30 protein-coding genes are annotated in these 26,656 nt (G+C 45.0%); 5 read left to right on the top strand and 25 right to left on the bottom strand.

Annotation, left to right across the window (positions count from 1 at the left end; translation table 11 throughout):
- Positions 1-3: 3 nt before the first annotated feature.
- The 7 genes from BLL41_RS01315 to fabH form a co-directional block, all read right to left on the bottom strand.
- On the bottom strand, positions 4-954 hold the full coding sequence (locus BLL41_RS01315; protein WP_014476430.1) for an ABC transporter permease: 951 nt from the start codon (positions 952-954) through the stop codon (positions 4-6).
- A 74-nt stretch (positions 955-1,028) separates the two neighbouring features.
- Entirely contained in the window at positions 1,029-2,660 is a 1,632-nt protein-coding gene (locus BLL41_RS01310; RefSeq protein WP_071576513.1) for a peptide-binding protein, read from the bottom strand.
- A gap of 87 nt (positions 2,661-2,747) precedes the next feature.
- Entirely contained in the window at positions 2,748-3,737 is a 990-nt protein-coding gene (gene appF, locus BLL41_RS01305) for an oligopeptide ABC transporter ATP-binding protein AppF (protein WP_071576512.1), read from the bottom strand.
- Positions 3,734-4,720, bottom strand: coding sequence for an oligopeptide ABC transporter ATP-binding protein AppD (gene appD / locus BLL41_RS01300; protein WP_071576511.1), 987 nt, complete (start codon positions 4,718-4,720; stop codon positions 3,734-3,736). Before appD ends, appF begins: the two co-directional genes overlap by 4 nt.
- A 191-nt stretch (positions 4,721-4,911) precedes the next feature.
- Positions 4,912-5,697 carry a DUF2268 domain-containing putative Zn-dependent protease gene (locus tag BLL41_RS01295; protein ID WP_071576510.1) on the bottom strand — a complete coding sequence of 262 codons (786 nt, stop codon included), beginning with the start codon at positions 5,695-5,697 and terminating at the stop codon, positions 4,912-4,914.
- 75 nt (positions 5,698-5,772) lie between these two features.
- Complete coding sequence (gene fabF, locus BLL41_RS01290; RefSeq protein WP_003244890.1) at positions 5,773-7,014, bottom strand: beta-ketoacyl-ACP synthase II; 1,242 nt, start codon at positions 7,012-7,014, stop codon at positions 5,773-5,775.
- A gap of 22 nt (positions 7,015-7,036) precedes the next feature.
- Positions 7,037-7,975 carry a beta-ketoacyl-ACP synthase III gene (fabH, locus tag BLL41_RS01285; RefSeq protein WP_071576509.1) on the bottom strand — a complete coding sequence of 313 codons (939 nt, stop codon included), beginning with the start codon at positions 7,973-7,975 and terminating at the stop codon, positions 7,037-7,039.
- Between the two features lie 164 nt (positions 7,976-8,139).
- On the opposite strand from fabH, the gene yjzB reads away from it, so the two are divergent.
- On the top strand, positions 8,140-8,376 hold the full coding sequence (yjzB, locus tag BLL41_RS01280) for a spore coat protein YjzB (RefSeq protein ID WP_083427893.1): 237 nt from the start codon (positions 8,140-8,142) through the stop codon (positions 8,374-8,376).
- Positions 8,377-8,405: 29 nt separating this feature from the next.
- Here yjzB and comZ read toward each other — a convergent pair whose 3' ends face one another.
- The 4 genes from comZ to BLL41_RS01260 form a co-directional block, all read right to left on the bottom strand.
- Positions 8,406-8,597, bottom strand: coding sequence for a ComG operon transcriptional repressor ComZ (comZ, locus tag BLL41_RS01275; RefSeq protein WP_003224559.1), 192 nt, complete (start codon positions 8,595-8,597; stop codon positions 8,406-8,408).
- Positions 8,598-8,611: 14 nt separating this feature from the next.
- A complete protein-coding gene (gene med, locus BLL41_RS01270; protein WP_003245494.1) occupies positions 8,612-9,565 on the bottom strand; it encodes a transcriptional regulator Med in 954 nt (317 codons plus the stop codon).
- A 90-nt stretch (positions 9,566-9,655) separates the two neighbouring features.
- On the bottom strand, positions 9,656-10,213 hold the full coding sequence (locus BLL41_RS01265; protein ID WP_071576507.1) for a hypothetical protein: 558 nt from the start codon (positions 10,211-10,213) through the stop codon (positions 9,656-9,658).
- Between the two features lie 81 nt (positions 10,214-10,294).
- Positions 10,295-11,029, bottom strand: a complete 735-nt coding sequence (locus tag BLL41_RS01260) for a hypothetical protein (protein ID WP_071576506.1) — start codon at positions 11,027-11,029, stop codon at positions 10,295-10,297.
- Between the two features lie 250 nt (positions 11,030-11,279).
- Here BLL41_RS01260 and BLL41_RS01255 point away from each other — a divergent pair, with 250 nt between their 5' ends.
- Positions 11,280-11,465, top strand: a complete 186-nt coding sequence (locus BLL41_RS01255; RefSeq protein WP_071576505.1) for a YjzD family protein — start codon at positions 11,280-11,282, stop codon at positions 11,463-11,465.
- A 45-nt stretch (positions 11,466-11,510) separates the two neighbouring features.
- Here BLL41_RS01255 and BLL41_RS01250 read toward each other — a convergent pair whose 3' ends face one another.
- The 13 genes from BLL41_RS01250 to BLL41_RS01190 form a co-directional block, all read right to left on the bottom strand.
- A complete protein-coding gene (locus BLL41_RS01250) occupies positions 11,511-11,690 on the bottom strand; it encodes a YjzC family protein (RefSeq protein WP_071576917.1) in 180 nt (59 codons plus the stop codon).
- Between the two features lie 85 nt (positions 11,691-11,775).
- Positions 11,776-12,735, bottom strand: coding sequence for an ornithine carbamoyltransferase (gene argF, locus BLL41_RS01245; RefSeq protein WP_071576504.1), 960 nt, complete (start codon positions 12,733-12,735; stop codon positions 11,776-11,778).
- Positions 12,723-15,815 (bottom strand): carbamoyl-phosphate synthase (glutamine-hydrolyzing) large subunit, encoded by a 3,093-nt coding sequence (locus BLL41_RS01240; protein ID WP_071576503.1) that lies wholly within the window; start codon positions 15,813-15,815, stop codon positions 12,723-12,725. Before BLL41_RS01240 ends, argF begins: the two co-directional genes overlap by 13 nt.
- Positions 15,808-16,869, bottom strand: coding sequence for a carbamoyl phosphate synthase small subunit (locus tag BLL41_RS01235; RefSeq protein ID WP_071576502.1), 1,062 nt, complete (start codon positions 16,867-16,869; stop codon positions 15,808-15,810). The genes BLL41_RS01240 and BLL41_RS01235 overlap by 8 nt, the downstream gene beginning before the upstream one ends.
- 70 nt (positions 16,870-16,939) lie before the next feature.
- Positions 16,940-18,097, bottom strand: coding sequence for an acetylornithine transaminase (locus BLL41_RS01230; protein WP_071576501.1), 1,158 nt, complete (start codon positions 18,095-18,097; stop codon positions 16,940-16,942).
- A complete protein-coding gene (argB, locus tag BLL41_RS01225; protein WP_071576500.1) occupies positions 18,094-18,870 on the bottom strand; it encodes an acetylglutamate kinase in 777 nt (258 codons plus the stop codon). Before argB ends, BLL41_RS01230 begins: the two co-directional genes overlap by 4 nt.
- Before the next feature lie 14 nt (positions 18,871-18,884).
- On the bottom strand, positions 18,885-20,105 hold the full coding sequence (gene argJ, locus BLL41_RS01220; protein WP_071576499.1) for a bifunctional ornithine acetyltransferase/N-acetylglutamate synthase: 1,221 nt from the start codon (positions 20,103-20,105) through the stop codon (positions 18,885-18,887).
- Between the two features lie 19 nt (positions 20,106-20,124).
- On the bottom strand, positions 20,125-21,162 hold the full coding sequence (gene argC, locus BLL41_RS01215) for an N-acetyl-gamma-glutamyl-phosphate reductase (RefSeq protein WP_071576498.1): 1,038 nt from the start codon (positions 21,160-21,162) through the stop codon (positions 20,125-20,127).
- Positions 21,163-21,365: 203 nt separating this feature from the next.
- Positions 21,366-21,905 (bottom strand): MFS transporter, encoded by a 540-nt coding sequence (locus tag BLL41_RS01210; protein ID WP_014663507.1) that lies wholly within the window; start codon positions 21,903-21,905, stop codon positions 21,366-21,368.
- Positions 21,905-23,335, bottom strand: coding sequence for an FAD-binding oxidoreductase (locus BLL41_RS01205; protein WP_071576497.1), 1,431 nt, complete (start codon positions 23,333-23,335; stop codon positions 21,905-21,907). The genes BLL41_RS01210 and BLL41_RS01205 overlap by 1 nt, the downstream gene beginning before the upstream one ends.
- A 62-nt stretch (positions 23,336-23,397) precedes the next feature.
- On the bottom strand, positions 23,398-23,568 hold the full coding sequence (locus BLL41_RS01200) for a YqaE/Pmp3 family membrane protein (RefSeq protein ID WP_003232996.1): 171 nt from the start codon (positions 23,566-23,568) through the stop codon (positions 23,398-23,400).
- Between the two features lie 64 nt (positions 23,569-23,632).
- Positions 23,633-23,941, bottom strand: a complete 309-nt coding sequence (locus BLL41_RS01195) for a metal-sulfur cluster assembly factor (RefSeq protein ID WP_071576496.1) — start codon at positions 23,939-23,941, stop codon at positions 23,633-23,635.
- Between the two features lie 63 nt (positions 23,942-24,004).
- A complete protein-coding gene (locus tag BLL41_RS01190; RefSeq protein ID WP_071576495.1) occupies positions 24,005-24,772 on the bottom strand; it encodes a prolyl oligopeptidase family serine peptidase in 768 nt (255 codons plus the stop codon).
- Positions 24,773-24,890: 118 nt separating this feature from the next.
- Between BLL41_RS01190 and yitU the strand changes: the two genes are divergently transcribed.
- The 3 genes from yitU (at position 24,891) to BLL41_RS01175 (ending at position 26,157) form a co-directional block, all read left to right on the top strand.
- The gene (gene yitU, locus BLL41_RS01185; protein WP_071576494.1) at positions 24,891-25,703 is read left to right on the top strand and encodes a 5-amino-6-(5-phospho-D-ribitylamino)uracil phosphatase YitU; all 813 of its coding nucleotides are present in this window, start codon (positions 24,891-24,893) and stop codon (positions 25,701-25,703) included.
- Positions 25,704-25,806: 103 nt separating this feature from the next.
- A complete protein-coding gene (locus BLL41_RS22770) occupies positions 25,807-25,959 on the top strand; it encodes a hypothetical protein (protein WP_017695668.1) in 153 nt (50 codons plus the stop codon).
- Positions 25,960-26,157 (top strand): DUF3813 domain-containing protein, encoded by a 198-nt coding sequence (locus BLL41_RS01175; RefSeq protein ID WP_003233010.1) that lies wholly within the window; start codon positions 25,960-25,962, stop codon positions 26,155-26,157. It abuts the gene before it with no gap.
- A gap of 30 nt (positions 26,158-26,187) precedes the next feature.
- Here BLL41_RS01175 and BLL41_RS01170 read toward each other — a convergent pair whose 3' ends face one another.
- Positions 26,188-26,643 carry a BsuPI-related putative proteinase inhibitor gene (locus BLL41_RS01170; RefSeq protein WP_014476411.1) on the bottom strand — a complete coding sequence of 152 codons (456 nt, stop codon included), beginning with the start codon at positions 26,641-26,643 and terminating at the stop codon, positions 26,188-26,190.
- Positions 26,644-26,656 lie beyond the last annotated feature (13 nt).

The raw sequence follows: 26,656 nt of genomic DNA, 5'->3' as shown, positions 1-26,656 counted from the left end.
CTTTTAATATTCGATCCGCGGATCAACAATCGCGTAAAGGATGTCTGCAATGAGGTTTCCGACAACAACAAGAACCGCCGAGATCACAGTCATTGCCATGATAACCGGATAATCGCGCTGGAATGCTGAATCGACAAACAGCTTTCCTAATCCCGGCCAAGTGAAAATCTGCTCTACGACAACCGCTCCGCCAATAAAGGAAGGAATCATTAAGCCGAAAATCGTAATAACAGGCAATAGTGCATTCCGCAAGCCGTGCTTAAATAATACTCGATTCTCTTTGAAACCTTTTGATCTGGCAGTCCGGATATAATCTTGATTTAAAACATCAAGCATATTGGACCTTGTATATCTCGTTAAGCCTGCCATATCAGCTGTCGCCAGCACAAAAGCGGGTAAAAGCAAATGATGAATCCGGTCTACTATACTGAAATCTGAGTTAAGGGTGGCGACTCCCCCGGTTGGAAACCATCCGAGATTCACGGCAAACACCATGATTAAAATCAAACCGAACCAAAAATTCGGGATTGCCAAACCGATAAATGAAGTAAATGTAATGCCGTAGTCCAGCTTCGAATAAGGTTTTTTTGCAGAAATTACCCCGAATGGGATGGAAATGATCAGCGCCAAAATTGTTGACACCAGCATCAAGAGGAGTGTGTTGGGCAGCCGTGCTAAAATCAGTTCTGAAACAGGCGTCCCTTTTCTGATGATGGATGTGCCGAAATCACCTTGAACCATATTGCCCAGCCATTTTAAATATTGAACGTACTCAGGGTCATTGAGACCGTACTTTTCAATAAACTGAGCCCTGTCTGCCTGGCTGATCGTAGGGTCCATCATAAGTGTCATCGGATCCCCTGGAGCGGCTTTCATAATAATGAAAGACAAAATTGTAATTCCCAATAGAATAGGAATCGAAGATAACGTTCTTCGAATAATATATGTAACCATATTCTTGTCCCCTTCGTTGTTCTTTTTCAAATTCAAAGGGGAAGGAAACGCACTCCCTCCCCTGCAAGGGAAAATTATTGGGCAAGCCACCATTTTTCAATTTGGTACAACTCGCGTTTTGGATGATACACATAACCCTCTAAGTTAGCCGGCATTGCCATATGGTTGTTCGGATAGTAAAGGAAGGTATACGGCTGATCTTCAGCAAGTTTTTGGTAAATCTTTTCGTAAGCTTTTGAGTATTCGTCACGGTCACTGATTGATTTTGCATTTTTGAGAAGCTTATCAACTTCAGGGTTTTTGTACCACATGTTATTTAAGCCTTTTTCAGACTGGCTAGAATGGAAGATATCGTAATGGTCTGGGAACGTTGATAAACTCCATCCTAAAACCATTGCGTCATAGTCCCAATTAGGTGGATTTGTCTGTTCTACTAATGCACTCCACTCAACGATTTGCGGCGTTACCTTAATCCCGACTTTCTTCAGTTGTTCTTGAACAACAACTGCAATGTCTTCACGAACTTTATTTCCTTGATTCGTTTTCAGTGTAAACTCGAATTTTTTACCGTCTTTATCGAGGATGCCGTCACCGTCAGTATCTTCCCAGCCGGCTTCTTTCAGCATCTTCTTCGCTTTTTTGACATTGTATTCAAATTTAGGAACTTCTATATCTTTCGGATAGTTCCATGAAACCGGACTTTCAGGGATGTAAGCGACCTTCCCGTCCCCATCTAATACGGTTTGCACCATTGTTTCACGGTCTAAAGCTGTCGTAAGCGCCTGGCGCACTTTTTTATCTTTAAACAGCTCATTTTTCTCATTCCAGCCGATATACGTATAGCTTAACGCTAAATCTGTTACGACTTTGACATTATTAAACGATTCAGCTGTCTTATAGTCAGTTGACGGCACGTTAAAGAAATCAATATCTCCGGCCTGAAGCTGGGCAACTGCTGCATTGGCATCAGGAATGATTTTATACGTGACACTGTCTAAATACGGACGGCCGTCATAGTAGTCATCATTAGCAACGAGCTTCACGTATTGTCCGTCTTTCCATTCTTTAAATTTGAAAGGCCCTGAGCCGATTGGATTTTTTCTATTAAATTCGTTATCTTCAAGCTCTGCAACCGGTACATCTTTTAAAATGTGCTCCGGCAGTATCCCGTAGCTGTCTAACGTATTGTTATAGAAGTTAGGGTCTTTATATTTCAGCGTAAATAAAACCTCATAATCTCCCTTTTTCTCTACTGATTTCAGCATTTCAAAGTTAGAGCCGCGCTCTCCTTTGTAATCTTTGTTAAGCGGAATGCTGTACGTAAAGACAACATCATCGGCAGTCAGCTCTTCTCCATCATGAAACTTAACGCCTTTTTTGATTTTCACATCATATTTCAGACCGCCATCCAGCTCTTTCACACTTTCTGCAAGTGACATTTTGACATTTAAGTTTTCATCTGTTTTCGTTAAAAAGCTGTAAATCATTTGTTCAATATCTGTACTTGATTCATCTGTTGAATATAATGAGTTGAAAAGTGTGGGCGCTCCGATTGAGCCAACAACCAAATCCCCGCCTTGCTGCGGTTTGCCTGCTGATTTTTTCTCACTGCTGCTGCTCGATTTTGAGCCCGAGCAGGCTGATAAAAAGATGGCCAGAACCATCAATACACTTAGCATCATCAGTGCGGTTTTCCGTCTTTTCATTAGATATTCCCCCTTTTAAAATGTTCGTTCTTCTCAGCTGTTGTTTATGTAGTGTGCATACCCCCTCTCAAAGCTGTGCGGGCAACATTAGCTATAAAGGTGACAAGCCACAAAGTGGCTGGGAGCAGCTTCTTTAAATTCTGGTATTTGTTCCTTGCATATCGGTTTTGCAACAGGGCATCTTGTGTGGAATACGCAGCCTTTTGGCGGGTTGGCCGGACTTGGCAGTTCTCCCTTCAGGACAATGCGTTCACGTTTGACAGATCCTTTCTTTCTTGTAACCGGAACGGAGGATAAAAGCGCTTGGGTATATGGGTGTAGCGGGTTGTCATATAGCTCATGCTTGCCGGTCAGTTCCATCATTTTGCCAAGATACATCACTCCGACTCTGTCGCTGATATGGCGGACGACACTTAGATCATGGGAGATAAATAGATACGTAAGATCAAATTCCTCCTGTAATTCCTCCATCAAGTTAATCACTTGGGCCTGAATGGATACATCAAGTGCGGAAACCGGCTCATCTGCAATGATCAGCTCTGGATTTAAAGTGAGTGCTCTGGCAATGCCGATCCGCTGTCGCTGGCCGCCGGAAAACTCATGGGGATAACGGCTGGCAAACGACGGGTGAAGGCCAACTCTCGCAAGCAGCTCTTCGACTTTCTCGTTTCGTTCACGCATCGTATACATGTTGTGTGTATTAAACGGCTCCTTTATGATAGACCGCAGTGTCTTTCTCGGGTTTAACGAGGCAAATGGATCTTGGAAAACCATTTGAATATTTTTGCGGACACTCTTCCGCAGCTTCTCCTCTGACAGATTGGAAATATCCTGCCCTTTAAAAAGAATCTGGCCTTCTGTCGGTTTGTACAGTCTGATCATCGTTCTGCCGGCAGTCGATTTTCCGCAGCCCGACTCTCCAACGATTCCGAGTGTCTCTCCTTTTTTTAACGAAAATGACACACCATCCACCGCTTTTACATCACCGACTTTTCTTTGAAAAAGGCCTGAGCGGATCGGAAAGTATTTTTTTACGTCACGAAGCTCTAAGATTGTTTCTTGATTAGCTGCTGTCATGATTGTTCTGCACCCTCTTCCTCATATAAAAAGCATCTCACCGTTCTTCCGCTTTTGTGTGTCAAAAGCGCAGGCTGATTTGTCCAGCACTTATCCATAGCTTTCGGACACCTTGGGGCAAAACGGCACCCCGGCGGCAAATTATCAGGCGTAGGCACGCTGCCTTTAATCGCATTTAATTTATCAATCTCTCCATCTATAACAGGAATTGACGTAAGCAGGCCTTCTGTATAAGGATGAAGCGGTTCTAAAAATAAGTCGTCAACGGTGGCGTTTTCTACGACTTGTCCGCAGTACATGACAATCACTCTATCAGCCGCTTCGGACACGACACCTAAATCGTGTGTGATCAGAAGAATCGATGTGTTGAACTTCTGACAGAGATCTTTCATGAGCTCCAGCACCTGGGCTTGTATTGTCACATCCAGTGCTGTCGTCGGTTCATCGGCAATGAGCAGTTTAGGATTACAGCTCAGTGCGATGGCAATCATCACCCTCTGTCTCATACCGCCTGACAGCCGATGCGGGTACTCCTTCATTATTTGCTCTGCCCGGGAGAAACCGACCATCTGCAAGAGTTCAACAGCTCGTTGACTGGCTTCTTTTTTCTTCATGTTTTTATGGTAAATCAGCACTTCGGTAATTTGTTCTCCGATTGTTAACACCGGATTAAGGGAGGTCATTGGTTCTTGAAAGATCATGGATACTTCGTTTCCGCGGATTTTGCAATAATCGTTTTCAGTGAATGAGGTGAGGTCTTTGTCTTCGAGTTTAATAGAGCCGTCCATGATTTTTCCGCCTGAGCTTTGGACGAGACCCATAATTGATAAGGAAGTAATGCTTTTTCCGGAGCCCGATTCACCCACAAGGGCGACGGTTTCACCTTTGCTGATGTGAAAATCGACTCCGTCAACCGCAGGGATCGGCTCCTTTTTCCGGAAAAAATAAGTCTTTAAATTATTCACTTCTAATAGTGTGCTCATGCTAGCTCCCCTTTCCCCCCTCTTGTGGTCAATCGTTTTCAAGAGAAAGCAATCCCTTTATTCAGAAATAATAAATAATATTGAATTATCGAAAAATTTTATAGTTGTATATTATTACAATCATTTTGCAAAATCAAGAATTTTTTAGGATAAATGTAATATTATTAACGAAATTCCATTATTTTATTCTATTAAAGCATTGCATCCAAAAAGGTTTCAGCAGGAATGGACAGTCCGTCTGCGGTGCTTGCCTTGTTGGCAGTTAAATATTTTTTTACAATATTGAATCCAACTGCGTATCCAAGCATTTTCGGCTGATATCCTTTGCCGAATAACAGCTGGGGAAATAATCGATTATCCCGTTTGATATCCTGATGGGGCGCAATCTTTTTTTCATATAAAGCCTGAAGCTGCTCTGGAGTATACCAAGTCGTCCATTCAGCCGTTTGACTTCGGCCGAACCTCTCATAAACAGCATATTCCGCCAGCCCTTCCATGATGATTGTATCAAGTAATGTGACATCCTTTTCCTCTTTTGTCAGATGACCTAACCGGCAAACGTGATGATACTCATGCGTCATCAGGGCAGATACCGACCCAAAATCTAAATCTGACGAAAGAAAAAGGAACATTTTGTCTTGAAAGGCGAGTCCTGATTTTGATCCGAATTCTAAACGGATTCTCCTGTTTCGTTCATCAACCGGCAACGTGACAATTGGTACATCAGGACCTTGCCATTTGTTTTTGAGGTACTGTTCTTCCTTTTGGATATGTCCGTAAAAACCTTTTTCCTTCAGCTTGGAAGCAGTCTGAATACCCTCTGTCATGTTTTTAAACATCCCATGATGCTGAAGGTGCCCCAAAATGCCCTTCCAGTTCTTTTTCCCCGCACCTGAAAAAAGCGGGATAATGTAAGGTGCCAAATCATCTATTGAAGCAGCCTTCCTGAGCCAGCTATATGTTTGTTCTACACTCATGTGATCGCCTCCTCTTTTAATCCTATGCACACAAAAAAAACCGGCTACCCTTTAAGGGCAGCCGATTTGGCTTGATTATGATTGATATTTCTTAAAGATTAATGTTGCGTTGTGTCCGCCGAATCCTAATGAGTTGCTGAGAACATAATTAAGTTCCTGTCTGCGGGCTTCATCAGGCACATAATCCAAATCGCATTCTTCGTCAGGTGTTTGAATATTGATTGTCGGCGGAATCACGCCTTCTTTAATGGCCAGGATAGAGAAAATGGCTTCAATACCGCCAGCTGCTCCTAAGAGGTGGCCTGTCATCGATTTTGTAGAGCTTACCGCAAGTTTATGCGCATGCTCACCGAAAACGGTTTTAATCGCCATTGTTTCGTATTTGTCGTTGTAATACGTGCTTGTCCCGTGAGCATTGATATAATCAATTTCCTCAGGTGCAATGCCTGCATCTTTAATGGCTTCTTGCATCGCTCTCGCTCCGCCTTCACCGTCTTGGGCCGGCGCTGTGATATGATAAGCGTCTCCGGTTGAGCCGTAGCCGACAATTTCTCCGTAAATTTTAGCGCCGCGGGCCAGAGCATGCTCAAGTTCTTCAAGAACGATAATCCCTGCACCTTCCCCCATGACAAAGCCATCACGGTTTTTATCGAACGGACGGCTCGCTGTTTTCGGATCTGGATTAGTAGACAGCGCTTTGTTGGCACTAAAGCCGGCGAATGACATTCTTGTCAGCGGCGCTTCTGTTCCGCCTGTGACCATCACGTCTGCATCACCGCGCTGAATAACCTTAAACGCGTCACCGATGGAGTTCGTTCCTGTAGCACATGCTGTAACCGTACAAGAGTTCACCCCTTTTGCTCCTAATGCAATAGAAATCTGGCCTGTCGCCATGTCAGGAATCATCATTGGCACGAAAAACGGGCTTACCCGTCTTGGGCCTTTTGTTAAGAAGATTTCAAATTGAGACTCTAGTGTTTCAAGTCCTCCAATACCGGAACCCACCCAAACACCGACTCTCGGCGCGATCTCATCGGTAATGTTAAGATCTGCGTCTTCAACCGCCATTTTCGCAGCCACAACCGCATATTGTGTAAAGCGGTCCATTTTTCTGGCTTCTTTTTTATCCATATAATCTTCAACATTGAAGTCTTTTAATTCAGCGGCTACTTTTGCCGGATATTCTTCAGCGTCAACACGAGTGATCGGACCGATTCCGGACACACCGTTGATTGCGTTATTCCAACTTGTATCGACGTCGTTGCCAAGCGGAGATAATGCTCCAAGTCCTGTAACAACTACTCTTTTTTTAGTCATCTTGTGTGCACCTCACCTTTTTTTATCGGCCCCAGCGGATTGCAATGGCGCCCCATGTTAGTCCTCCGCCGAACCCTACCATAACGACCACATCGCCGTCTTTGATTTTACCGGCTTCCAATTCTTCTACAAGAGAGATCGGAATGGATGCGGCAGAAGTATTTCCATATTTATGAACGGTTTTAGACATCTTTTCGACAGGAAGCTCTAAACGCTCGCGAGCTGCTTCCATGATACGGATGTTCGCCTGATGCGGAATCAAAAAGTCGACATCCTCTTTTGAAAGTCCGGCTTTTTCAATGACATTTACGCATGATTCTCCCATTTGGCGGACTGCAAATTTGAAAACTTCTCGTCCATTCATGATTGTATGTCGTTTTTCATTCAGATACAAGTGCTGACCGCCTGTACCGTCGGCTCCTAGCTCAAATGAAAGGATTCCTCTGTCATCACTGACTGGTCCGACTACCGCGGCGCCTGCCCCATCTCCAAACAGAACGGCAGTATTGCGGTCTTCCCAGTCGGTAATGCTTGAGAGCTTCTCTACACCGACAACTAGAACATGCTTGTAGGTTCCGGATTCAATAAATTGTTTACCGGTTACAACCCCGTACATGAAGCCCGCACAAGCCGCGCTGATATCCATAGCACACGCTTTTTTAGCGCCGAGCTGTTCTTGAATCATACAAGAGACCGTAGGAAATGACTGATCAGGTGTAACAGTTGCAACCAGGATCATATCCAAATCCTCAGCAGCCACTTCAGCTTGTTCCAGCGCATTTTTCGCTGCTGCAACAGCCATATGTGATGAATACACATCATCTGCGGCGATTCTTCTTTCTTCTATTCCTGTTCTTGTACGAATCCACTCGTCAGAAGTTTCAACCATTTTTTCAAGATCATGATTTGTTAAAACCTTCTCAGGAATGTAACGTCCAACACCAAGTATTCCAGCTTTCATAAGGGAAGACTCCTTTATATCTTAAATTTAGAAGATCAATCAGGTTGTGATCAATTATTAGTATCAGGTACTAATTCTATCCTATTTTTTTTCGCATGGCAATATATTCGTCTAAACTATCAGTTCAACTTACTCATAGAGTATTGTATATAGAAAGGAGGCGTATGCAGTTGGATGTGTTTTCAAGAATGATGTTCGGTGATTCCGCAAAACCAACAGAAGAGAAGGAGGAACAGCAAGAGGAGGTTTCTCAGGTTTCTCAGACAAACGACGAAGAGACGAATCATTACATGCATATTATGGACCAAATCGGTTCAATTATGAACTCTCTTGATCAAATCAAGCCCGCTCTAAAGGAGCTTGCGCCCATGATCACCGCTATTAAAAAGAAAATCATGTGAAAAGCCACTTTCGCAAAAGTGGCTTCTTTTTATTCGGTTTCAGATTTAGCATCAGACTTGCCAAGCTCGTAAGCTTCCGCCATTACCGTTGTAAATAGATTCATAAACGGCTGTATGGCCTCCATTGACAGCTCAATGCCTGATTTCTCAAGCTGTTCTTTCGCTTCAGGGAGATATTTCATGGCAATTTGCAAGAATTCAAGTGATTTTTCGTGCTGCATGTGACGTCACTCCATTACTCGTTTTTTGGCAGCTCGCCTGTTTTGTTGTACGTTTTGATCAGCTTGGCGATTCTTTGCTGAAAGTCTTGATCAACGAGCGGGCTGAATGTTCCCATCTCGACTACTCCCGTATTCAGGTCGTAGTAATGATCGCCGCCTTCAAGGGTGCCTTTGTTGAATTGCTCAGCAATGATTTCATAGGCCTTGTCCACATTTTGCACCGTGCTGGTTAATACGGTATTTTCGCCCAGGTCCGATTGATCTGTGACGTAGCCGATGGCATAAAGACCGTCTTTTTTGATTTGCTGAATAACAGGAACATTATACCCGTCTCCAGCGGGATACACAACATCCGCGCCTTCGTTCTTCATTTTCTGATAAAGCTTTACTGCTGTTGTATCATCGTCCCAATGATCCGTATATTTCGTATTTACCTCTATATCCGGATTTTCATACTTAGCCCCTTTGATAAAACCGTCAACCTCAGGCTGCCACGTAAAGGAAGCAATGACACCGACCTGATTCGTTTTCGACATATGGGCAGCAGTCATTCCTCCAAAAAAGCCCATTGCTTCCCCGCTGAAATGGACACTCGTTACATTATCAGCTTTCGCTTTCGCATTGGAAATGACGAATTCCATATCTGGATAATCTTCGCCGACCAAGTTAAACACCTCAGCATATTCACTCCCATGGCCGTAGAGCAGATTGACGCCCCTTTTATGAAAATCCTCAATCGCATTTATGATATCTTCTTCTGTTTTAACGCCTTCTTTATAATAGACGTCCACATTGTATTTGGATTGTATATTCAGTAATCCTTTATACCCTTTTGTGCCCCATACGAGGTCATTAATCGTATCAGGAAAGAGCATGCCGACCTTCTCAATTTTTCCTTTGAACGGAGTTTGTCCACATCCACTCAATAAAAGGAGGACAGAAAAGATCATGACAAGCCTTGTGATCAAGTCATGTTCAACTCCTTTTGACAAGCTATAACATGTATTATTTTTATACGTTTATTGTATCTAGAAAACTCGAAACATGGAAGGTTTTTCTTAATATTTGTCGAAAATTGATGAAAATTGTCTTTTCCACTCGTTAATTTTTGTTTTTGCTTCTTCTTTTGAGGTTTTCTCTGATACTTGTAATTCAAAAAGCTGATCTTTGCTATGACGGCCTTGTTCTAACAGGAATTTCAGCAACTCGTCAGCCACATCGTCTGTGTAATAGCCGTCTTCCTCTGTTTCTTCTTTCCATGGCCCATACATTTTCGGCAGGATCACGGCTTTTTCCGAGCCTGTTTTTTCACGCTTCTCCCATTCTTTACGGTCTTGTTCATATACTAAAATATAAGAAGAATCATATTGGTCCAAAGGCAAAAAAACTCCAAACTGGATACAAATTGTATCATACTTTTGATCTCCAATGCGTTCAAGCTGGCGAAAGAGTTCATTTCTCCCAAGCCACATGAGTCTTTCTTCTAAGTACATTTGTCTCATTTTATCTTCTGTTTCTGCCAGAATAACGTCAACATGTATGCCTTCATCCATCATTCGCTCACATAATGAAAGGCCGAAAAATTCGTCCGCACCTACAATCAGCGTTGATTCCATTGCATCTGCCGCCCTTCCGGTTTTTCATTTCCCAAAACAAAACAGCCTCCGCAAAAGAGAAGGCTGTTGTCATTATATTCTCTATAATTCTTTTTCATGACTATGAAAGAATTTGCAGATTGATGCATAAATTCTGCTCGGATGCTCAAATAAATGAAATGTCATGTCGACCGGTGAGCCTTGCTTTTGCTGTTTTTCCTTGAAAGCTTCCGCATGTACGCTGTAGGGATACGGAGCTCCGGTCATACGCTGCCATATATGAACCGGAACGCCGCTCGGATAGCTTTGAATTGTTTTGTAACGAAGCGCTTCCGCTTCTTTTTCAGAAATTCCGTAGCTTTTCGAGACTTCTTTCAAAAATTGCTTATAGAAAAATTTATTTTCTTTTTCTGATTCATAATGTGCCTGAAGATCGAGACAAGGATTCAACATTGCGGCTGAGCGGATATGATCCGGGGAAAAACGAAGCAGTTCATCGGCCACGAGAGCACCCATGCCTTCTGCTAAAATATGAATCTTCGGATTGAGGATTTCCTGCTTCAGCACGGAATGGATCAGCTGTTTAGCATAGGTGACTGCTTTTTCCGCCCCCCAATGCCTTCCGAACAGATTGCTGTTAAAAAGAGTATATCCTTCATTCCTCAACATATTCAGAAGCTGATTTCTGCCGTAATGCTGCAGCCAAAAGCTTGAATCATCCCCGACAAAGTGGGTTCTGTCTCCTAAGATAAAGATGCCGAAGCCGTTCGGGCGATAGGGCAGATGAATGACATTATGCTCCGTTCCCAGTTGAAAGTATCTTTCCGTTATTCCCATCGCTTGCCCGCCTCCTTTCACACTTCATCTCACGCTATCTTATGTAAATAGAAAAGAAACGAATAAGGTAAAGTCCTAGCCTTTTACATTTTTGGCTATTACACTGATTGACGTTTTTTATATTTTACCATTAAAGTGTGACGAATCAGACTCTTTTGTCACCTCACTTTCTGCTAAAATTGGATTCCCCCTTCGCTTTTTGTATGGTATGATAACTTTTAGAATAGAATGAGAAGGACGAGGTGGAAACGTGCGATATATTATTGCCTTTATTTGGACGTTCCTTTTATCACATATGGCATGCTACTTGATTGCAAGCATGAACAGCGCTACATATAATTTCAAAACATCATCTGTCATTGCTGTTGTACTGTATGTCTTAATCATGGTTTTAGCAGAAATCATGCCTATGAACAAAAATGCAAGCCAGCATTAAGAAGCCAAAAACCCAAAACATTTATTGTTTTGGGTTTTTTAGTGGTCACGGCTTTCTTTTATATGTCCACAGCCGGTTGTGATTTGATGTTTCGGGAAACATTTCCCCTGCTGACAGATGGACCTTTTGAGGGTTTTTCACCATGCTCCCTGTCTCGCCGATCTCTACATAGATACCGTTATTAGGCGCTTTCTGTCCGGGCCGGAATTGATGCTGCTGTCCCACAGTTTTTCCTCCTTTTCCTTTTTGCTGTAGTATGCGCCTAAGCGGCTGTGAATATGTTGCCATCAAAAAAACTGCTGAGTTGGGCTCAGCAGTTTTTTGATGATTCCCCATTGTATAAAATGGCCTTCAGCAGTGCTTTTTGCACATGAAGACGATTTTCCGCCTGCTGGAACACTGCAGAATTCGGCCCGTCAATAATCTCCGCAGTCACTTCTTCCTCGCGATGCGCAGGGAGACAATGTAAAAATGTATAGTCAGGCTTGGCATGGCTGACCAGCGCCGCATTCACCTGATAAGGCGCAAAGACAGCAAGACGTTCTTGCTCTTCCGCTTCCTGCCCCATGCTTGTAAACACATCAGAATAAATCACGTCCGCGTCTTTTACAGCTTCAATCGGATCATCTGTCAGCGTGATAGAAGAGCCGGATTGAAGCGCATATTTCTTTGCCGCTTCAGCTGCTTCATCTAACACGTCATATCCCTTTGGCGAAGCGATTGAGATATCACAGCCCATTTTCGCGCAGCCGATCATCAAGGAGTGCGCCACGTTATTTCCGTCACCGATGTATGCGACTTTTACGCCTTTAAGCTTTCCTTTTATCTCCTTAATCGTCAAGAGATCCGCGAGCGCCTGGCATGGGTGGTATTTATCCGTCAGTCCATTGATCACCGGAATGTCAGCTTCTCTGGCAAGCTCCTCCACCTTTTCATGTTCAAAGGTCCGGATCATGATGGCATCCACATAGCCCGACAGCACTTTTGCCGTATCAGCGACAGTCTCACCGCGCCCCAGCTGCAGATCTTTCTGGCTTAGGAAGAGGGCGTTCCCGCCCAGCTGCGCCATGCCCGCTTCAAATGAAACACGGGTCCGCGTTGATGATTTTTCAAAAATCATCGCCAAGGTTTTGCCATGGAAAATAGGCTGGATTTTGTTTTGTTTCAGCTCACCGGCTTCTGCAAGCAAGGCGTTTATATCCTGTTGACTAAGATCTTTTAACGTTAATAAATCTTTTCCGTATAAACTGGTTTGCGTCACTGTATGCATGATGCCACTTCCTTTTTATAGAGATCTTTGAGAGATACAGGCTGCGGATGGCCTGAACCGCTTTGTAAAAACGCCCGCACGGTTTCTTCTTCTGTAAAGACGGTGATGCCGTGCGTCATGGCTTCCAGACGTTCTTTGCGTGCTTCTTCAGAACCGCTCAGATTGATGTGGAGCGATTTTCCTTCCTGTTCCATCCAAGAGGAAAATGTCCCTTCATGAACGGTAAAACCGGCGTTTTCTGCTAATTCCTTCACATCTTCCGGACCGTTTTGCAAATATATGCTTCCTTTTTGATTCCAGACACTTGTATAGATTTTTTTCAAGGCGCTGTTAGAATCATATGCGACACACATGCCTTCTCCCGTTGATTTCATTTCCGGCCCAAGCTTGACATCCACATCCTGGATCGCATGAGAAGAAAAAACAGGGAACTTCACGGCAACTCCATGATGATTTTGAACTGCCGGGTTTAGATCTTTTAAGGACGCACCCGCCAGCAGACGTGTGGCAAGCGGAATCATCGGCACGCCCATTACTTTGCTGACGACCGGAACCGTGCGGCTCGCTCTCGGATTCACTTCAAGTACGAGTATGTTTCCATTGTCGATCACAAATTGGATGTTCATGATGCCTTTAAATGAAAGTTTTCGGGCAATTTTTTGCGCGGCCTCTTTCATGCCCTGCTGCAGCCCGCTTGTGATCGATGGTCCGGGAAGGATGGCAAAGCTGTCTCCCGAATGGACGCCGGCCCGTTCAATATGCTCGGTATAGGTCGGGATAAAGACATCCTCCCCGTCGGAAATCAAATCAATTTCAACTTCTTTTCCAGACACATACTGATCAATTAAAATGGGGTAAGGCATGCTGTCCTCATCACTCAGCAGCTGAGAAAGCTGGTCTTGCGAGTCAACAATGATCATGCCCATTCCGCCGATAACGTAAGATGGACGAATTAACACCGGATAGCCAATCTCATTGGCTTTTGAAGCGGCTTCTTCTTTTGTATAGGCAATTTCTCCTTTTGCGTGCTTCAATCCTAGTTCATCAAGAAGCTGATAGAACTGATCACGATCCTCTAACACATCGAGCGTTTCAAACGAAGTGCCGAGAAGGGTAATGCCGGCTTTTTCAAGTGCTTCAGCAGCATTGATTGCAGTTTGGCCGCCGAATTGCACGATTGCAAAATCAATATTCTCCTGCTCCGCCACGTTTACAATATGCTCCGTTGTCATCGGTTCAAAATACAGGCGATCCGCAATTTCATAATCTGTGCTGACCGTTTCCGGATTATTGTTAATCATGATGGTTTCGAACCCAAGCTCTTGCAGTGTCAGCACGCCGTGAACCGCACTGTAATCAAATTCAACGCCTTGGCCGATCCGAATCGGGCCTGATCCAATAATCAGCGCGCGTTTTTTCTCTTTGCGGCTGATATCTCCATCGGTCTCTCCGAAATATGTGGAGTAAAAATAGTTTGTTTTCGCATCAAACTCAGCCGCGCATGTATCGACAATTTTGAAGGAAGGTGTAATGCCCATCTCCTTGCGAAGCGCGCGCACCTCTTCTTCTGTTTTGCCGATCAGTGAGGCAATCGTTGCGTCTGAGAACCCCTTTTCCTTTGCTTTTTTCAATAATTCAAAAGAAAGATCGCTCCCTGCGTCCATTAAGCGGTTTTCCAATTTGATGATGTTGTTAAAGGTATGCAGGAAAAACGGATCAATTTTTGTTTTCACATGAATGTCATCAATCGTCACGCTGCGGCTCAACAGCTCCATGACAACGAAAAATCTGCGGTCATCCGGAGTGACTGCCAACTCCCATAGCGCATCAATTGACAAGCCGCTGAGCTCTGGAAGGTGTGTGCCGATATTTTTTAATTCAAGGGACGCGGCTGCCTTCTGTATTGCCGCTTCTAAATTCCGTTCAATCGCCATCACTTCACCGGTGGCTTTCATTTTTGTGCCGAGCTTGCGGTCTGCGTTTTTGAATTTATCAAACGGCCAGCGCGGAAATTTGACGATCACATAGTCCAGTGCCGGTTCAAAGCTTGCGTAAGTTGAGCCTGTGAGCGGATTTTTCAGCTCGTCAAGTGTGTATCCGACTGCCAGTTTAGCAGCCATCTTCGCAATCGGATAACCGGTCGCTTTAGATGCGAGAGCCGATGACCGGCTGACACGCGGATTCACTTCGATGACGTAATATTGCTTGCTGAATGGATCAAGCGCGAATTGGATGTTGCAGCCGCCTACGACATCAAGTGCTGAAATGATGGTCAGACTAGCCGTCCGCAGCATTTGATAGTCTTCATCTGTCAATGTTTGCGAAGGCGCCACAACGATAGAGTCACCTGTATGCACACCGACCGGATCGATATTTTCCATATTGCAGACGGTAATGCATGTGTTATTGCCGTCACGCATGACTTCATATTCAATTTCTTTAAAGCCCGCAATGCTTTTTTCGACAAGGCATTGATTGATCGGGCTTGCTAATAACGCCTGTTTAATCATAGCTGTAAAGGCTTCTTTATCAGGGGCGATTCCTCCGCCCTTTCCGCCTAATGTGTAAGCAGGTCTGATAATAACGGGAAAACCGATGGATTCCGCAAAATGGAGGGCATCGGCCTCGTTATCAACAATTTCACTCTCCGGCACGGGCTGTTTCAATTCATTCATTAACGAACGGAATTTTTCCCGGTCTTCTCCTTTTTGTATCGTTTCAACGGATGTGCCGAGAAGCTTGACGCCGTGCTCCTTTAAAACACCCGTTTCTTCAAGCTCCACCGCTAAATTCAATGCGGTCTGGCCGCCTAAATTGGCAAGAAGTCCATCAGGCTGTTCTTTCTTAATGATGGCTGTCAGGCTTTCTGCTGTCAGAGGCTCAAAATAAATCTCATCAGCGAAGGCTTCATCGGTCATAATTGTCGCCGGATTGCTGTTGACGAGAATGACCCGATAGCCCTCCTCCTTCAGCGCGATGCACCCTTGAGTTCCTGAATAATCAAATTCGGCCGCCTGCCCGATGATGATCGGGCCCGATCCGATTACTAATATGCTTGAAATACTGGTGTCTTTAGGCATGCGCAATTTCTCTCCTTGCTGGTATCACATTCTTTAGATAATCATCAAAAATCCATTCGCTTTCCGCCGGTCCGGGATGGGCTTCCGGGTGGAATTGAACACTCATGACAGGCAGTTTTTTATGGGCAAGCCCTTCAACTGACGTATCATTGACATGATGAAATCTGATCGTGAGCTCTTCTTCATTAATCGACTGTTCATCAACCACATAGCTGTGGTTTTGGCTTGTCATAAAGACCCGTTTCGTTTCACGGTCGATGACCGGATGATTTGCTCCCCTGTGTCCGAATGGCAGCTTGAATGTATTCCCTCCGAATGCGAGCGCGATCAGCTGATGTCCGAGACAAATGCCGAGAGTCGGAAAGCGGCTGATGATGCTTTTGATTTTTCCTAGATATGGAAGAATGGCTTTCGGATCTCCAGGGCCGTTCGATAGCACAATGCCATCAGGTTTGAGGGTGTATACCGCCTCCATTTGCTTGTATGGCACCACGGTGACCTTGTAGCCTCGTTTGACAAGTGATGACGCGATTGACTTTTTATAGCCGAAATCGATAAGGGCGATATGTTTATTCCCGTCGCCAAATGTGCTGATTTCCTGTGCGGAAGCCTGCTCTGCCACATTCTCTGGTTGGAGGGCAATCTCAGCTCCTTCTTTGGAGGCTGTGACTGTCGCACCCATCGTCCCGTTTGCCCGGATTTTTTTCACGACAGCCCTTGTATCAACATGGGTCAACAGCGGAACGTTCCATTTCTGTAAATACTCCTTGAGGCTGTATACCGCTTCATGATGAGAAAAGTGATCACACGCCTCATAGACAACCGCGGCTTTTACTTGCGGTTTCTTGCTTTCAAAATCCTTTTCATTAATGCCGTAGTTGCCAATCAGCGGGTAGGTAAATACAATAATCTGTCCCTTATATGATGGATCTGTCAGCACTTCCTGGTAGCCTGTCATTCCTGTGAAAAAAACAGCTTCTCCCGTGCAGTTTTCATGACCGTCCAGCTCGCCGCTGAACGATGTCCCATCTTCTAACACTAAATAACCTTCCATCTAACAGCCCACCTCTCGATGAATAATTAATTATAAAAATGAATTTTTATACTTTTATATCGAAAAAAAATCACCGGTTTACAGCAGTATGATGAGTGATTGCCTGTCTCAGCTTGCTGACAGCTTCTGCTACTTCATCCTTAGTCACGGTGAGCGGCGGCAGCAGACGAATCACGTTCGGGCCGGCCGGCAATACAAGCAAGCCTAATGTTTGCAATTCTGCAATAATGCCAGCAACCGGGCCATCACACTCAATTCCAAGCATTAATCCTTTACCGCGGATTTGTTTAACAAAAGGGCTCTTTAGCTCAGCCTCAAGCTGTTCTTTTAAAAATGCTCCTTTGTCAGCAGCCTCTTGCAGAAAGTCAGGCTGGAATACAATTTGCAATGTGGCATTCACAGCAGCCATCGCCAGCATATTTCCTCCGAAGGTCGTTCCGTGAGAACCAGGGGTAAACGCTTCTCCAAGCTGTTTTTTTCCAATGACAGCGCCAACTGGAAAGCCGTTTCCCAATCCTTTTGCGGCTGTGATGATATCCGGTGAGAGTCCGAAGTGCTCATATGCGAAGCCCTTTCCCGTCCGTCCGATGCCGGTCTGAATCTCATCAACAATCAGAAGGGCCTCTTTTTCCTTGCAAAATGACTGAACGGCTGTTAAAAATTCAGCACTCGCCGGATTGACTCCGCCTTCTCCCTGCACTGTTTCAAGCATCACCGCGGCAATATCGTCTTTCTCCCCAAAAGCTTCAAAAACAGAAGGATCATTGTATGGCAGATAGTGAAAGCCTTCCAGCATTGGGCCGAAGCCTGTTTTGATTTTGTCCTGTCCGGTCGCAGCCATCCCTGCATACGTGCGGCCATGGAAAGACTGAAGAAAAGTGATGATTTTTGTTTTTCCAGTTGCTTTTCGGGCTAGCTTTATCGCACCTTCATTCGCCTCCGCACCGCTGTTGCAGAAAAAGACGAGATCACCCGCACTGTGTTCCGCCAGCTTCTGTGCCGCTTGCTCTTGGAGACTGTTCTGAAATAGGTTGGATACGTGCCATACGCTGTCGAGCTGTTTTTTGACTGCTTCTGTCACCGCTTCATGGCAGTGGCCTAGATTTGATACCGCAATCCCCTGAATGAAATCGAGGTACGTTTTACCGTTCTGATCCTCAACATGCGTTCCCTTTGCTTTTTTAATGTCAATATCCCAGCGGCCGTAGGTTTGAAACAAGCTGCTCATGAAACAGCCTCCTTTGCTTTGACGATTTTTGTCCCTTGAAAGGTTTGTTCTGCGAAGAATGATCCTTTTCCGTTTACGATCATGACTTCAGACACCTGATCTGATAAAGCTGACAAGGCTGAATTGACCTTCGGGATCATCCCTCCTGTGATCACTTCCTGCTCGATTAGCGTCTGAATCTCTTCAGGGGTCAGGACGTTCAGACGCTGCTTTTCCTTCATGATTCCATCGACATCTGTGACGAACATCAGCTTATCGGCTTCAAGTGCTCCGGCAACTGCTGAGGCAGCCAGATCGGCATTTACATTCAGCGTTTTGCAGTCGCTTGTCATAGACAGCGGCGCAATAACGGGGATGATGTCCTTTTCCATCAGCGCGTTCACCATGGACGCGTCGACTTTTTTGATTTCTCCGACTTCTCCGTATGTTTCAGGATCTAGATAATCAGCCTCCAAAAGACCTCCGTCCTTACCAGAAATCCCTGCGGCTCGCAGTCCATGTTTGGCAAGCTCTGCAACGAAAAATTTATTGACAGAACCTGATAAAACCATTTCCGCCACTTCCAGCACCGGCTTCGTTGTTTTCCGCTGTCCGCCTGAAAACTCTGTTTTGATATTTAACCGCTTCAGCATATTTGTGATTTCCGGGCCGCCGCCATGTACGATCGCCAGTTTCCAGCCTGACGCCGTCAGCTCTTTCAGATTTTGAAAAAATTCCTCCGACAGCTCACGGATGACACTTCCCCCGCATTTAAAGACGATTGTTTTCTTCATAATGCTCCCCTTTATTACGTGCGATAGCTCGCGTTAATTTTGATATAGTCATAGGTCAGGTCACAGCCCCACGCTCTTCCGTTCCCGTCCCCTTCATCCATCTTGATGACAATGGTGATTTCATCTCCTTCAAGGTATTCCTTGGCGAGAGATTCAGAGAATGGCTGAGGCTCATTATTCTTAAACAGGCATTGGCCCCCAAGATAAACCTCTACTTCTTCTGCAGTCACTTGAGCTGCGGAGTGTCCGATGGCTCCAATGATCCGCCCCCAGTTGGCATCTGTTCCATATACTGCCGTTTTCACAAGATTCGAGCCGACAATTTTTTTAGCAATGACGTTTGCATCAAGATTGTTTTTCGCTCCTTGTACTTGGGCTTCAATTAGTTTTGTCGCGCCTTCTCCGTCTCTGGCAATCTCTTTAGCCAGATCCTCACAAGTGAGCAAGAGCGCTTTTTTAAAGACTGGCCAGTCTGGATGATCTTCTGTCAGACACTCGTTTTCGGCGCAGCCATTCGCCATAACCAATACCATGTCGTTCGTAGATGTTTCTCCGTCAACTGTAATTTGGTTAAATGAAACGTCAGTGATTTCCCGAAGCGCCTTTTGCAGCGCTTTTTCTTCGATTGCCGCGTCAGTTGTCACAAATCCCAGCATCGTGGCCATGTTCGGGTGTATCATCCCTGAGCCTTTAGCCGCTCCGCCAATCGTGACTATTTTGCCGCCGATTGCCAGCTCATAACATGTCTGCTTAATCACCGTATCGGTTGTTAAAATCGCTTCTTCAAAATCTCCTGATCCCGCAGGTGTTTCTTTCAGCAGCTCGATCCCCGCCTGAATTTTTTCCATGTCTAAATGTTCGCCGATGACGCCCGTTGAAGAAACAGCGACAAGCTCCGGCTGTATGCCAAGCTGTGAAGCAAAGCTCTCCCGCATTGTGTATGCGTCTTTTAGTCCCTGTTCTCCCGTGCAGGCGTTGGCAATGGCGCTGTTGACGATGACGGCTTTCAGTGCCGGTCCGTGCTTTAAGCTGTCTTGTGTCACTTTGATCGGCGCAGCCTGGAAGTGGCTTTGGGTATAAACCGCTGCACTTACGGCCGGTGCCTCGCTGATAATGACGCCGAGGTCTTTTTTCGAGTAGCGCAGTCCGCAATGCACGCCCTTTGCCTGAAATCCTTTTGGCGAGGACACATCACCTGTTACTTTTACAATTTGATCTTCACTTAACTGAATCATGGTTCGATTCTCTCCCGTTCTATGGATAAATTGGCGTGATGGCGAGACCGGTCTCTTCATTCCAGCCATTCATCAAATTAAAGTTTTGCACTGCCTGACCGGCGGCACCCTTCATTAAATTATCGATTACCGAGACAATCGTGACTCTGTTTGTTCTCTCGTCGAGGGTCACGGCGATATCACAGAAATTGCTGCCGTACACTTCCTTCGTTTGCGGATAATGGCCTTTTGGCCTCACTCTCACAAAATATGAATCTTGGTAAAATTCCGAATATAAGCTATGCAGATCCTCTGTTGATAAATCACAGGTTAATTGCGTATACATCGTCGCCATGATGCCCCTTGTCATAGGAACCAAGTGGGCCGAAAATGTAATGGGCCCGAGACCTGGCTGCCATTCATGCAGCGCCTGTTCAATTTCCGGCGTGTGCTGATGTTCATTTACTTTATAAATTTTAAAATTGTCGTTCAGCTCAGAAAAATGAGTTCCCATGGATGCTTTTCTTCCCGCTCCGGAAACCCCGGTCTTCGCGTCAACGATAACGAAAGATTCATCGAGCAGTTTCTTTTGAGCCAAAGGCGCGAGGCCAAGCAAAACAGCTGTTGGAAAACAACCTGGATTAGCAATGAGTTTCGCCTGTTGAATTTGCTTTTGATTCAGTTCTGCCAGACCGTATACCGCCTCTTGAATCACCGCCTTCGGTGCCGCTGTCCGTTTATACCATTTTTCATATTCAGCGGGCTCTTGTATTCTCAGATCACCTGACAGGTCAATAACCGGAATTCCCGCATCCGCCAGCTTCGGAGTCAATTCACTTGATACTCCGGGCGGTGCAGCAAGAAACATGATATCTATTTCGTGTTTGATCGTATTCATATCAATCGGCTTCAGCCTCTGATCCGCTAAGCCGATAAGATGAGGATAAACCTCGCTATAGACATTTCCTTCTCCACTGGATGAATATAGTATGCATTCCTCTGCATGAGGATGATGCGAGAGAATCCTGACAAGTTCGGTGCCTCCATACCCTGTAGCACCTACAATTCCTATTTTCAAAACAAGTTCACCCTCTTGGTCTTTGTGAAATTATTTAACATTATAACATGAATAAAAATTAATTCAATCGTATATTTAATATTTTTATTCATTTATAAATTTTCTGTTCAATGGAAATTACTCTCAAAAAAATCAACATAACTCCACCGAAAAACGTTGATATGACGCCCCTTTTCAGCTGCATAAAAAAACAGGCTGACCCGTCAGCCTGTTTTCATCATCATTAATCCACTCAAAAAATATAGAATAGAGCTTGCATAAAAAATCATTTGCACTGTGAAAAAGTCAGCGAGAAAACCCCCGAGCATAATGGCTGCTGCTGAAAAGACAGCTGTCCAAAAATGGTAATTCCCAATCTTCTTTCCACGCTCTCCGCTGTCTGTAAAATCAGCGATCAGCACTTTTTCTCCATGCTTTTGCATCGCTCCAAAGAGCCCTAACAGCACTTGGACGATATACACGTGAACGACGCTTCCAATATGCGGGACATATAAAAGCAGAACAGCCATCCCCCAAGAGTTCGCAAGCAGAAAATAACGGCTGTCAAACCTTTCAGACAGCCGCCCGAGGAGCGGATAAATGAGCGCGCCGCTCAACCCGAACAATCCGTAGGAAAAACCGAACTGTGTGTAGCTTGAGCCGATATTTTTCACAAACAGTATATAAAACGGAAAGATTAAGCTGCTTGCGAAAAACACGCTGCTTTGTGATAATGTCAGCCATTTTAATTTGTTTTTCCCCATTATTTATACCTCTGATAAAAGTAATTCATAAAGCGTTCATCCGGGTCATAGATTCGTTTTTTCTGAAAAAACGCTTCGCTTTTCGGATATGCCTGTCTCATTTGCGCTTTTGTCTGGTAGGTCATATAAGGCAGATAATAGCTGCCGCCGTGCTTGATGGCAACGTCTGTCATGCGCCTGATGATTCGGGCAGTATCTGCCTGGTCTTCTTTTGAAAAGCCCTCGTTTATTAATAGCACGAGCGAAAACATATCATCCTTCGCATAGGAAAGGTCGGCCTTTTCATTTTTCTGCACGTAGCGGATCGTAATGTTCAGCAGGTTGAGATCTTCGCCCGACAGCATTTGTCTTAGGTCGTCAATATAAGCCGCATACTCCTTCACGGGCACAAAGTATTCTTGCAGAACATCTGTGTTGTCATTGTTTTCATACTCAAGAAATTTTGATTCGGACCGCATGACATTATTGCGTGAGATCTCTGTGCCGTTTTGGCTTAGGAAATAGGATTGCTGCGTGCCCCACAGCCAATTCCTGCCCCATTCATACCGCCTTGACAAACCGAGTGCAAACTTTGTGGCTCCCGTATACTCATCTTCTTTGAGATCGCTGTATGAAGTCAGCTGATTCTGTTGATCAGCCAATACGTAATTCGTGACATACATGTCTTTCAGAAATCCTTTTTTCGCTGTTGATATTCGCGCCAGATGCATTCGGACTTCTGGATTTCCTTTTACGTGCTTTGTAAAATAGTCTGCGTATGCGCTGTAATTCATTTTTTCAGTCTGCATGACATACAGCTCGTCATCCATCAATTCAAGCGTTACATCGAGAATCACGCCAAAAAGACCGTATCCTCCGATGACTGCCGTGAACAACTCGTCTTTTGGAGTGACGGTGATAATTGTCCCATCGGCTTTTAAAAGCCGAAATGATTTGACTGTATCAATCAGCGAGCCGTAGCGGATATCACGTCCGTGGGCATTAGCGCTGAGAGAGCCGCCAATTGTAAAGATATTTTGTGACTGCATGACTTTTACCGCGAGTCCGTATGGATTCACGTATTTCTGGATGTCATTCCACGTTGCACCACTTTGCACTCTGATGGTTTTCTTCTCTTTATCGAGTGACAGGATTTTGTTGTAGCCTGTCATGTCGAGAACGATGCCGTCCTCATAATATGTATGGCCGCCCATAGAGTGCTGTGCCCCGGCGATTGAAATTTTTATGTTTTTTCGATTTGCTTCTTTGACTGTGTCAAGGAGCGTTTCCTCTTCCTGCCCTTTCACCGTCTGCTTTATTTTCACAGGCATCAGGCGGCTGACATCCGTCATCTCGCTTGTGTCTATTTTTTGCTCTGAGTGCACAGAGTACGCAAACAGGGCCGCATACGCGACAGTACAAAGCGCGAATGCAAGCAATTTCTTTTTCATAGTGCTCTCCCTGCTGTTTTTTTACGACCATTATACCATGCCTGGGCCCTCATTTTTCCATATTATCTTCTTGCCCGTTTTTCGGCACGGCGGTCGGCGACGATAAAGCAGGCGTGAATCGCGCCCGGCAGCCAAAAGATACAGGTCAATATGAGATTCAGCAAGGCCTGAAACGGTTTTCCCGAAAACAAAACAGCAAGCGGCGGGCACAAAACAGCAAGCAGGTACATCATTTCCTTTCACTCCTTTCAGCTGTAAAAAAGGACAGCCTCACATGTCAGGCTGTCCTTTTTTGTTTTATTGAATGCCAAGCGCAATTTTTGCGTATCTGGACATTTTATCCCTTGTCCAAGGCGGATTCCATACAATGTGAACCTCTGTCTCTTTCACTTCAGGAAGGTCTGCTAATGCTTTTTTCACTTCATCCACGATAATCGGCGCTAAAGGGCATCCCATCGATGTCAACGTCATGGTGATGTGCGTCAAGCCGTCTTCATCCATGTCAACGTCATATACCAAGCCAAGGTTCACGATATCAACGCCAAGCTCAGGATCGACAACCTGTTCCAGGGCGCCCATGATGTTTTCTTTTAATGCTTCTTCCACGTTCCCTCACTCCTTTTTTCTACAGTATAACGTAAATTAAGCCCTTGTTAATAACTTAGTGCTTTATAAATACGTTTCAAACCATTCAATCGTTTTTAACACAGCTGCCCGCGGGACTTTATGGTCGGCGTTTTCATCTCCGATAAATTGCAGGCGTTCCGGCTGCTCGCTGTAATGGGATTTAATCGTTTCATAAAATGTCCGGGTCGGCGCGTAAGGCACGACTTTATCTTTTTCGCCGTGCCAAAATAAAAGCGGCCGCTGGCGCAGTTTCTCCGGCTGAAGGCTGAGATCCCGTGATTTAAGACGTTCCATCAGTTCCTGTACCTTTTCTTCTGGCACGTCGATATCAATTCCCTGAGATTGAATATGATCAATCTGCTGCTGAAACAGTTCCACGTAATTCGGGCTTCCCATCAGGCTGACGCCGGCTTTTATCCAATCATATGCAGTCAAAGCGCCAAGCGTCGTGATGCCGCCCATTGACGTGCCTGCGAGACCGATGCGGCCGCCGTCTACCAGGCCCTCTTTTTCAAAATGGTTTTTAAGCACGCCGATCTCTTCAATCTCGTTGAGAACGATGTCCCAAAAATGGCCCGCCAGCTCTTCAACAGCCATTTCTTCTCCTCGTTCACCATGGTGCAGAGCCTCCGGCAGAACGGCTCTGAAGCCCTTCTCCGCAAGCAGGTAAGCAATATGAAGGTTGTGTTCCTTCGCGCTTGTAAAACCATGGATAAAGAATACGAGAGGAACAGCGCGGTGCCTGTTCTCTTCCTTTACAATATGTAAAAACGGAATACCGGAAACGGTTTGATTCTCAATTTGTATCACAATGTGCCCCTCCTTAGGATAACCATAATCATAAGTGTAACATGTAGACAATAAAGATGGTAAAAAGCTACACTGTAATTAAGGTAACATGCAAAATCTAAGGTTAAAGGAGCTTTTCATGGAGACAAAACCCTATTTAATCGCATTAGATTTAGATGGAACGTTATTAAAGGATGATAAAACCATATCAGAAAACACTCTTCGGACGATACAGCGCCTAAAAGATAGCGGGCATTATGTCTGCATCTCAACAGGGCGTCCGTACCGTTCAAGTTCCATGTACTACCAGCAGATGGAACTGACAACGCCGATTGTCAATTTTAATGGAGCATTTGTCCATCATCCGCAGGACGACAGCTGGGGACGGTATCATACGTCACTCCCGCTTGATGTTGTCAAACAGCTCGTAGATATCAGCGAGAGCTACAACGTACATAATGTGCTTGCTGAAGTCATTGACGACGTATACTTTCATTACCATGATGAGCACCTGATTGATGCCTTTAACATGAACACAACAAATGTAACAGTCGGAGACTTGCGGGAAAATCTCGGTGAAGATGTGACGTCCGTACTCATCCACGCAAAAGAAGAAGATGTGCCGGCAATACGCTCTTATTTATCGGATGTTCATGCCGAGGTGATCGACCATAGAAGATGGGCCGCGCCGTGGCATGTCATTGAAATTATCAAAAGCGGCATGAATAAAGCGGTCGGCCTGCAGAAAATCAGCGATTATTACGGCGTGCCGAGGGAGCGGATCATCGCTTTCGGAGATGAGGATAACGATTTGGAAATGCTTGAATTTGCCGGCTGCGGCGTCGCAATGGGAAATGGAATTGACGCAGTCAAGCAGATTGCCAACCGAACAACGGCTGCAAATGAAGAGGACGGCGTGGCAAGGTTTTTGAAAGAATATTTCTCACTTTAAAGACGGTCCGTATTAATTTTTCCCACTCATAAACCTTACTTTACCCCACCATACTATTGAAGACGACTCATCTCGTCAAAGTATGGAAGGGGGCAGTCTCAAAATGGGTAAACGAAGCAAATCCAGAAGGTTTATTCAGCAGGGTAAAGACTCCATCGGGCTACACGCCGCAAGATTTCCATATCGGTCTACTTTAGAAGAAGCTCACCAGCATGCCGCGGCACGAGACTCGGCCGAAAGCCAGGTTGAATATTAAATGAGAAATGAACTGTTTCAGCAGGCAAAATCATTTGTTCAACAGGCGGTCATGGTGACAAACGGCTTTGAGGAAGGCGATCAGGAGCAAGCGATTCTGAGAGCCAAAAATGCTGTATCTTCTGCGTATGCCAATTCGACAGATGCGGAACGTCGACAGCTCCATCAATTTCAAAATCAGCTGGACAAACTGCAATAAAAAAAGGCTATGGCGACTCGCCATAGCCTCTTATTTGACTTCAAACTGCTGAACAGCCTGTACTTGCTTGAGATTTTCCGCCCTGCCCTTAAATGTCACCTTTACCTCATAGGTTCCAGGTTCAGGAACTTTTTTCCACACATCAGAGAAATCATATGTTTCTCCGGGTTCAAGCGTCAGGTTTTGAAAAGCCTGCGTAAACATTTTGTCTTTCGAATAACGGTATCTTTCTTTGTGCTCAGAATCATACACGACAAGTTCAAATTTTTGTCCTGTGCTGAATTGAAACTCGACAGCACGTTCGCTTTGGTTCTTCAGCGACATGTTAAACTTGATTTGTTCAGGCTCCTGAATTGCGTCAATAGATAAAACAACCTCTTGATTCTCCATTCCGCCTGATACCTCCTTATCGGGTTCTGTCTGCTCATCTTTCCCGCAGCCTATTAAAAGCAGCACGGGAAGGAGCATCACAAGCAGCCGTTTCACGACTTCCACCTGC

Source organism: Bacillus sp. FMQ74, from assembly GCF_001875785.1.
GTDB classification, from domain to species: Bacteria; Bacillota; Bacilli; order Bacillales; family Bacillaceae; genus Bacillus; species Bacillus stercoris.
Note: the sequence above shows the minus strand (reverse complement) of the source record. Positions and strands in the feature narration are given on the sequence as shown.

Bases quoted from the DNA above. Each gene is read 5' to 3' on its own strand.
- BLL41_RS01315 (WP_014476430.1), bottom strand. From the start codon at position 954: ATGGTTACATATATTATTCGAAGAACGTTATCTTCGATTCCTATTCTA.
- BLL41_RS01310 (WP_071576513.1), bottom strand. From the start codon at position 2,660: ATGAAAAGACGGAAAACCGCACTGATGATGCTAAGTGTATTGATGGTT.
- appF (WP_071576512.1), bottom strand. From the start codon at position 3,737: ATGACAGCAGCTAATCAAGAAACAATCTTAGAGCTTCGTGACGTAAAA.
- appD (WP_071576511.1), bottom strand. From the start codon at position 4,720: ATGAGCACACTATTAGAAGTGAATAATTTAAAGACTTATTTTTTCCGG.
- BLL41_RS01295 (WP_071576510.1), bottom strand. From the start codon at position 5,697: ATGAGTGTAGAACAAACATATAGCTGGCTCAGGAAGGCTGCTTCAATA.
- fabF (WP_003244890.1), bottom strand. From the start codon at position 7,014: ATGACTAAAAAAAGAGTAGTTGTTACAGGACTTGGAGCATTATCTCCG.
- fabH (WP_071576509.1), bottom strand. From the start codon at position 7,975: ATGAAAGCTGGAATACTTGGTGTTGGACGTTACATTCCTGAGAAGGTT.
- yjzB (WP_083427893.1), top strand. From the start codon at position 8,140: ATGCAGTTGGATGTGTTTTCAAGAATGATGTTCGGTGATTCCGCAAAA.
- comZ (WP_003224559.1), bottom strand. From the start codon at position 8,597: ATGCAGCACGAAAAATCACTTGAATTCTTGCAAATTGCCATGAAATAT.
- BLL41_RS01265 (WP_071576507.1), bottom strand. From the start codon at position 10,213: ATGGAATCAACGCTGATTGTAGGTGCGGACGAATTTTTCGGCCTTTCA.
- BLL41_RS01260 (WP_071576506.1), bottom strand. From the start codon at position 11,029: ATGGGAATAACGGAAAGATACTTTCAACTGGGAACGGAGCATAATGTC.
- argF (WP_071576504.1), bottom strand. From the start codon at position 12,735: ATGCATACAGTGACGCAAACCAGTTTATACGGAAAAGATTTATTAACG.
- BLL41_RS01240 (WP_071576503.1), bottom strand. From the start codon at position 15,815: ATGCCTAAAGACACCAGTATTTCAAGCATATTAGTAATCGGATCGGGC.
- BLL41_RS01235 (WP_071576502.1), bottom strand. From the start codon at position 16,869: ATGGAAGGTTATTTAGTGTTAGAAGATGGGACATCGTTCAGCGGCGAG.
- BLL41_RS01230 (WP_071576501.1), bottom strand. From the start codon at position 18,097: ATGAGCAGCTTGTTTCAAACCTACGGCCGCTGGGATATTGACATTAAA.
- argB (WP_071576500.1), bottom strand. From the start codon at position 18,870: ATGAAGAAAACAATCGTCTTTAAATGCGGGGGAAGTGTCATCCGTGAG.
- argJ (WP_071576499.1), bottom strand. From the start codon at position 20,105: ATGATTCAGTTAAGTGAAGATCAAATTGTAAAAGTAACAGGTGATGTG.
- BLL41_RS01210 (WP_014663507.1), bottom strand. From the start codon at position 21,905: ATGGGGAAAAACAAATTAAAATGGCTGACATTATCACAAAGCAGCGTG.
- BLL41_RS01205 (WP_071576497.1), bottom strand. From the start codon at position 23,335: ATGAAAAAGAAATTGCTTGCATTCGCGCTTTGTACTGTCGCGTATGCG.
- BLL41_RS01200 (WP_003232996.1), bottom strand. From the start codon at position 23,568: ATGATGTACCTGCTTGCTGTTTTGTGCCCGCCGCTTGCTGTTTTGTTT.
- yitU (WP_071576494.1), top strand. From the start codon at position 24,891: ATGGAGACAAAACCCTATTTAATCGCATTAGATTTAGATGGAACGTTA.
- BLL41_RS22770 (WP_017695668.1), top strand. From the start codon at position 25,807: ATGGGTAAACGAAGCAAATCCAGAAGGTTTATTCAGCAGGGTAAAGAC.
- BLL41_RS01175 (WP_003233010.1), top strand. From the start codon at position 25,960: ATGAGAAATGAACTGTTTCAGCAGGCAAAATCATTTGTTCAACAGGCG.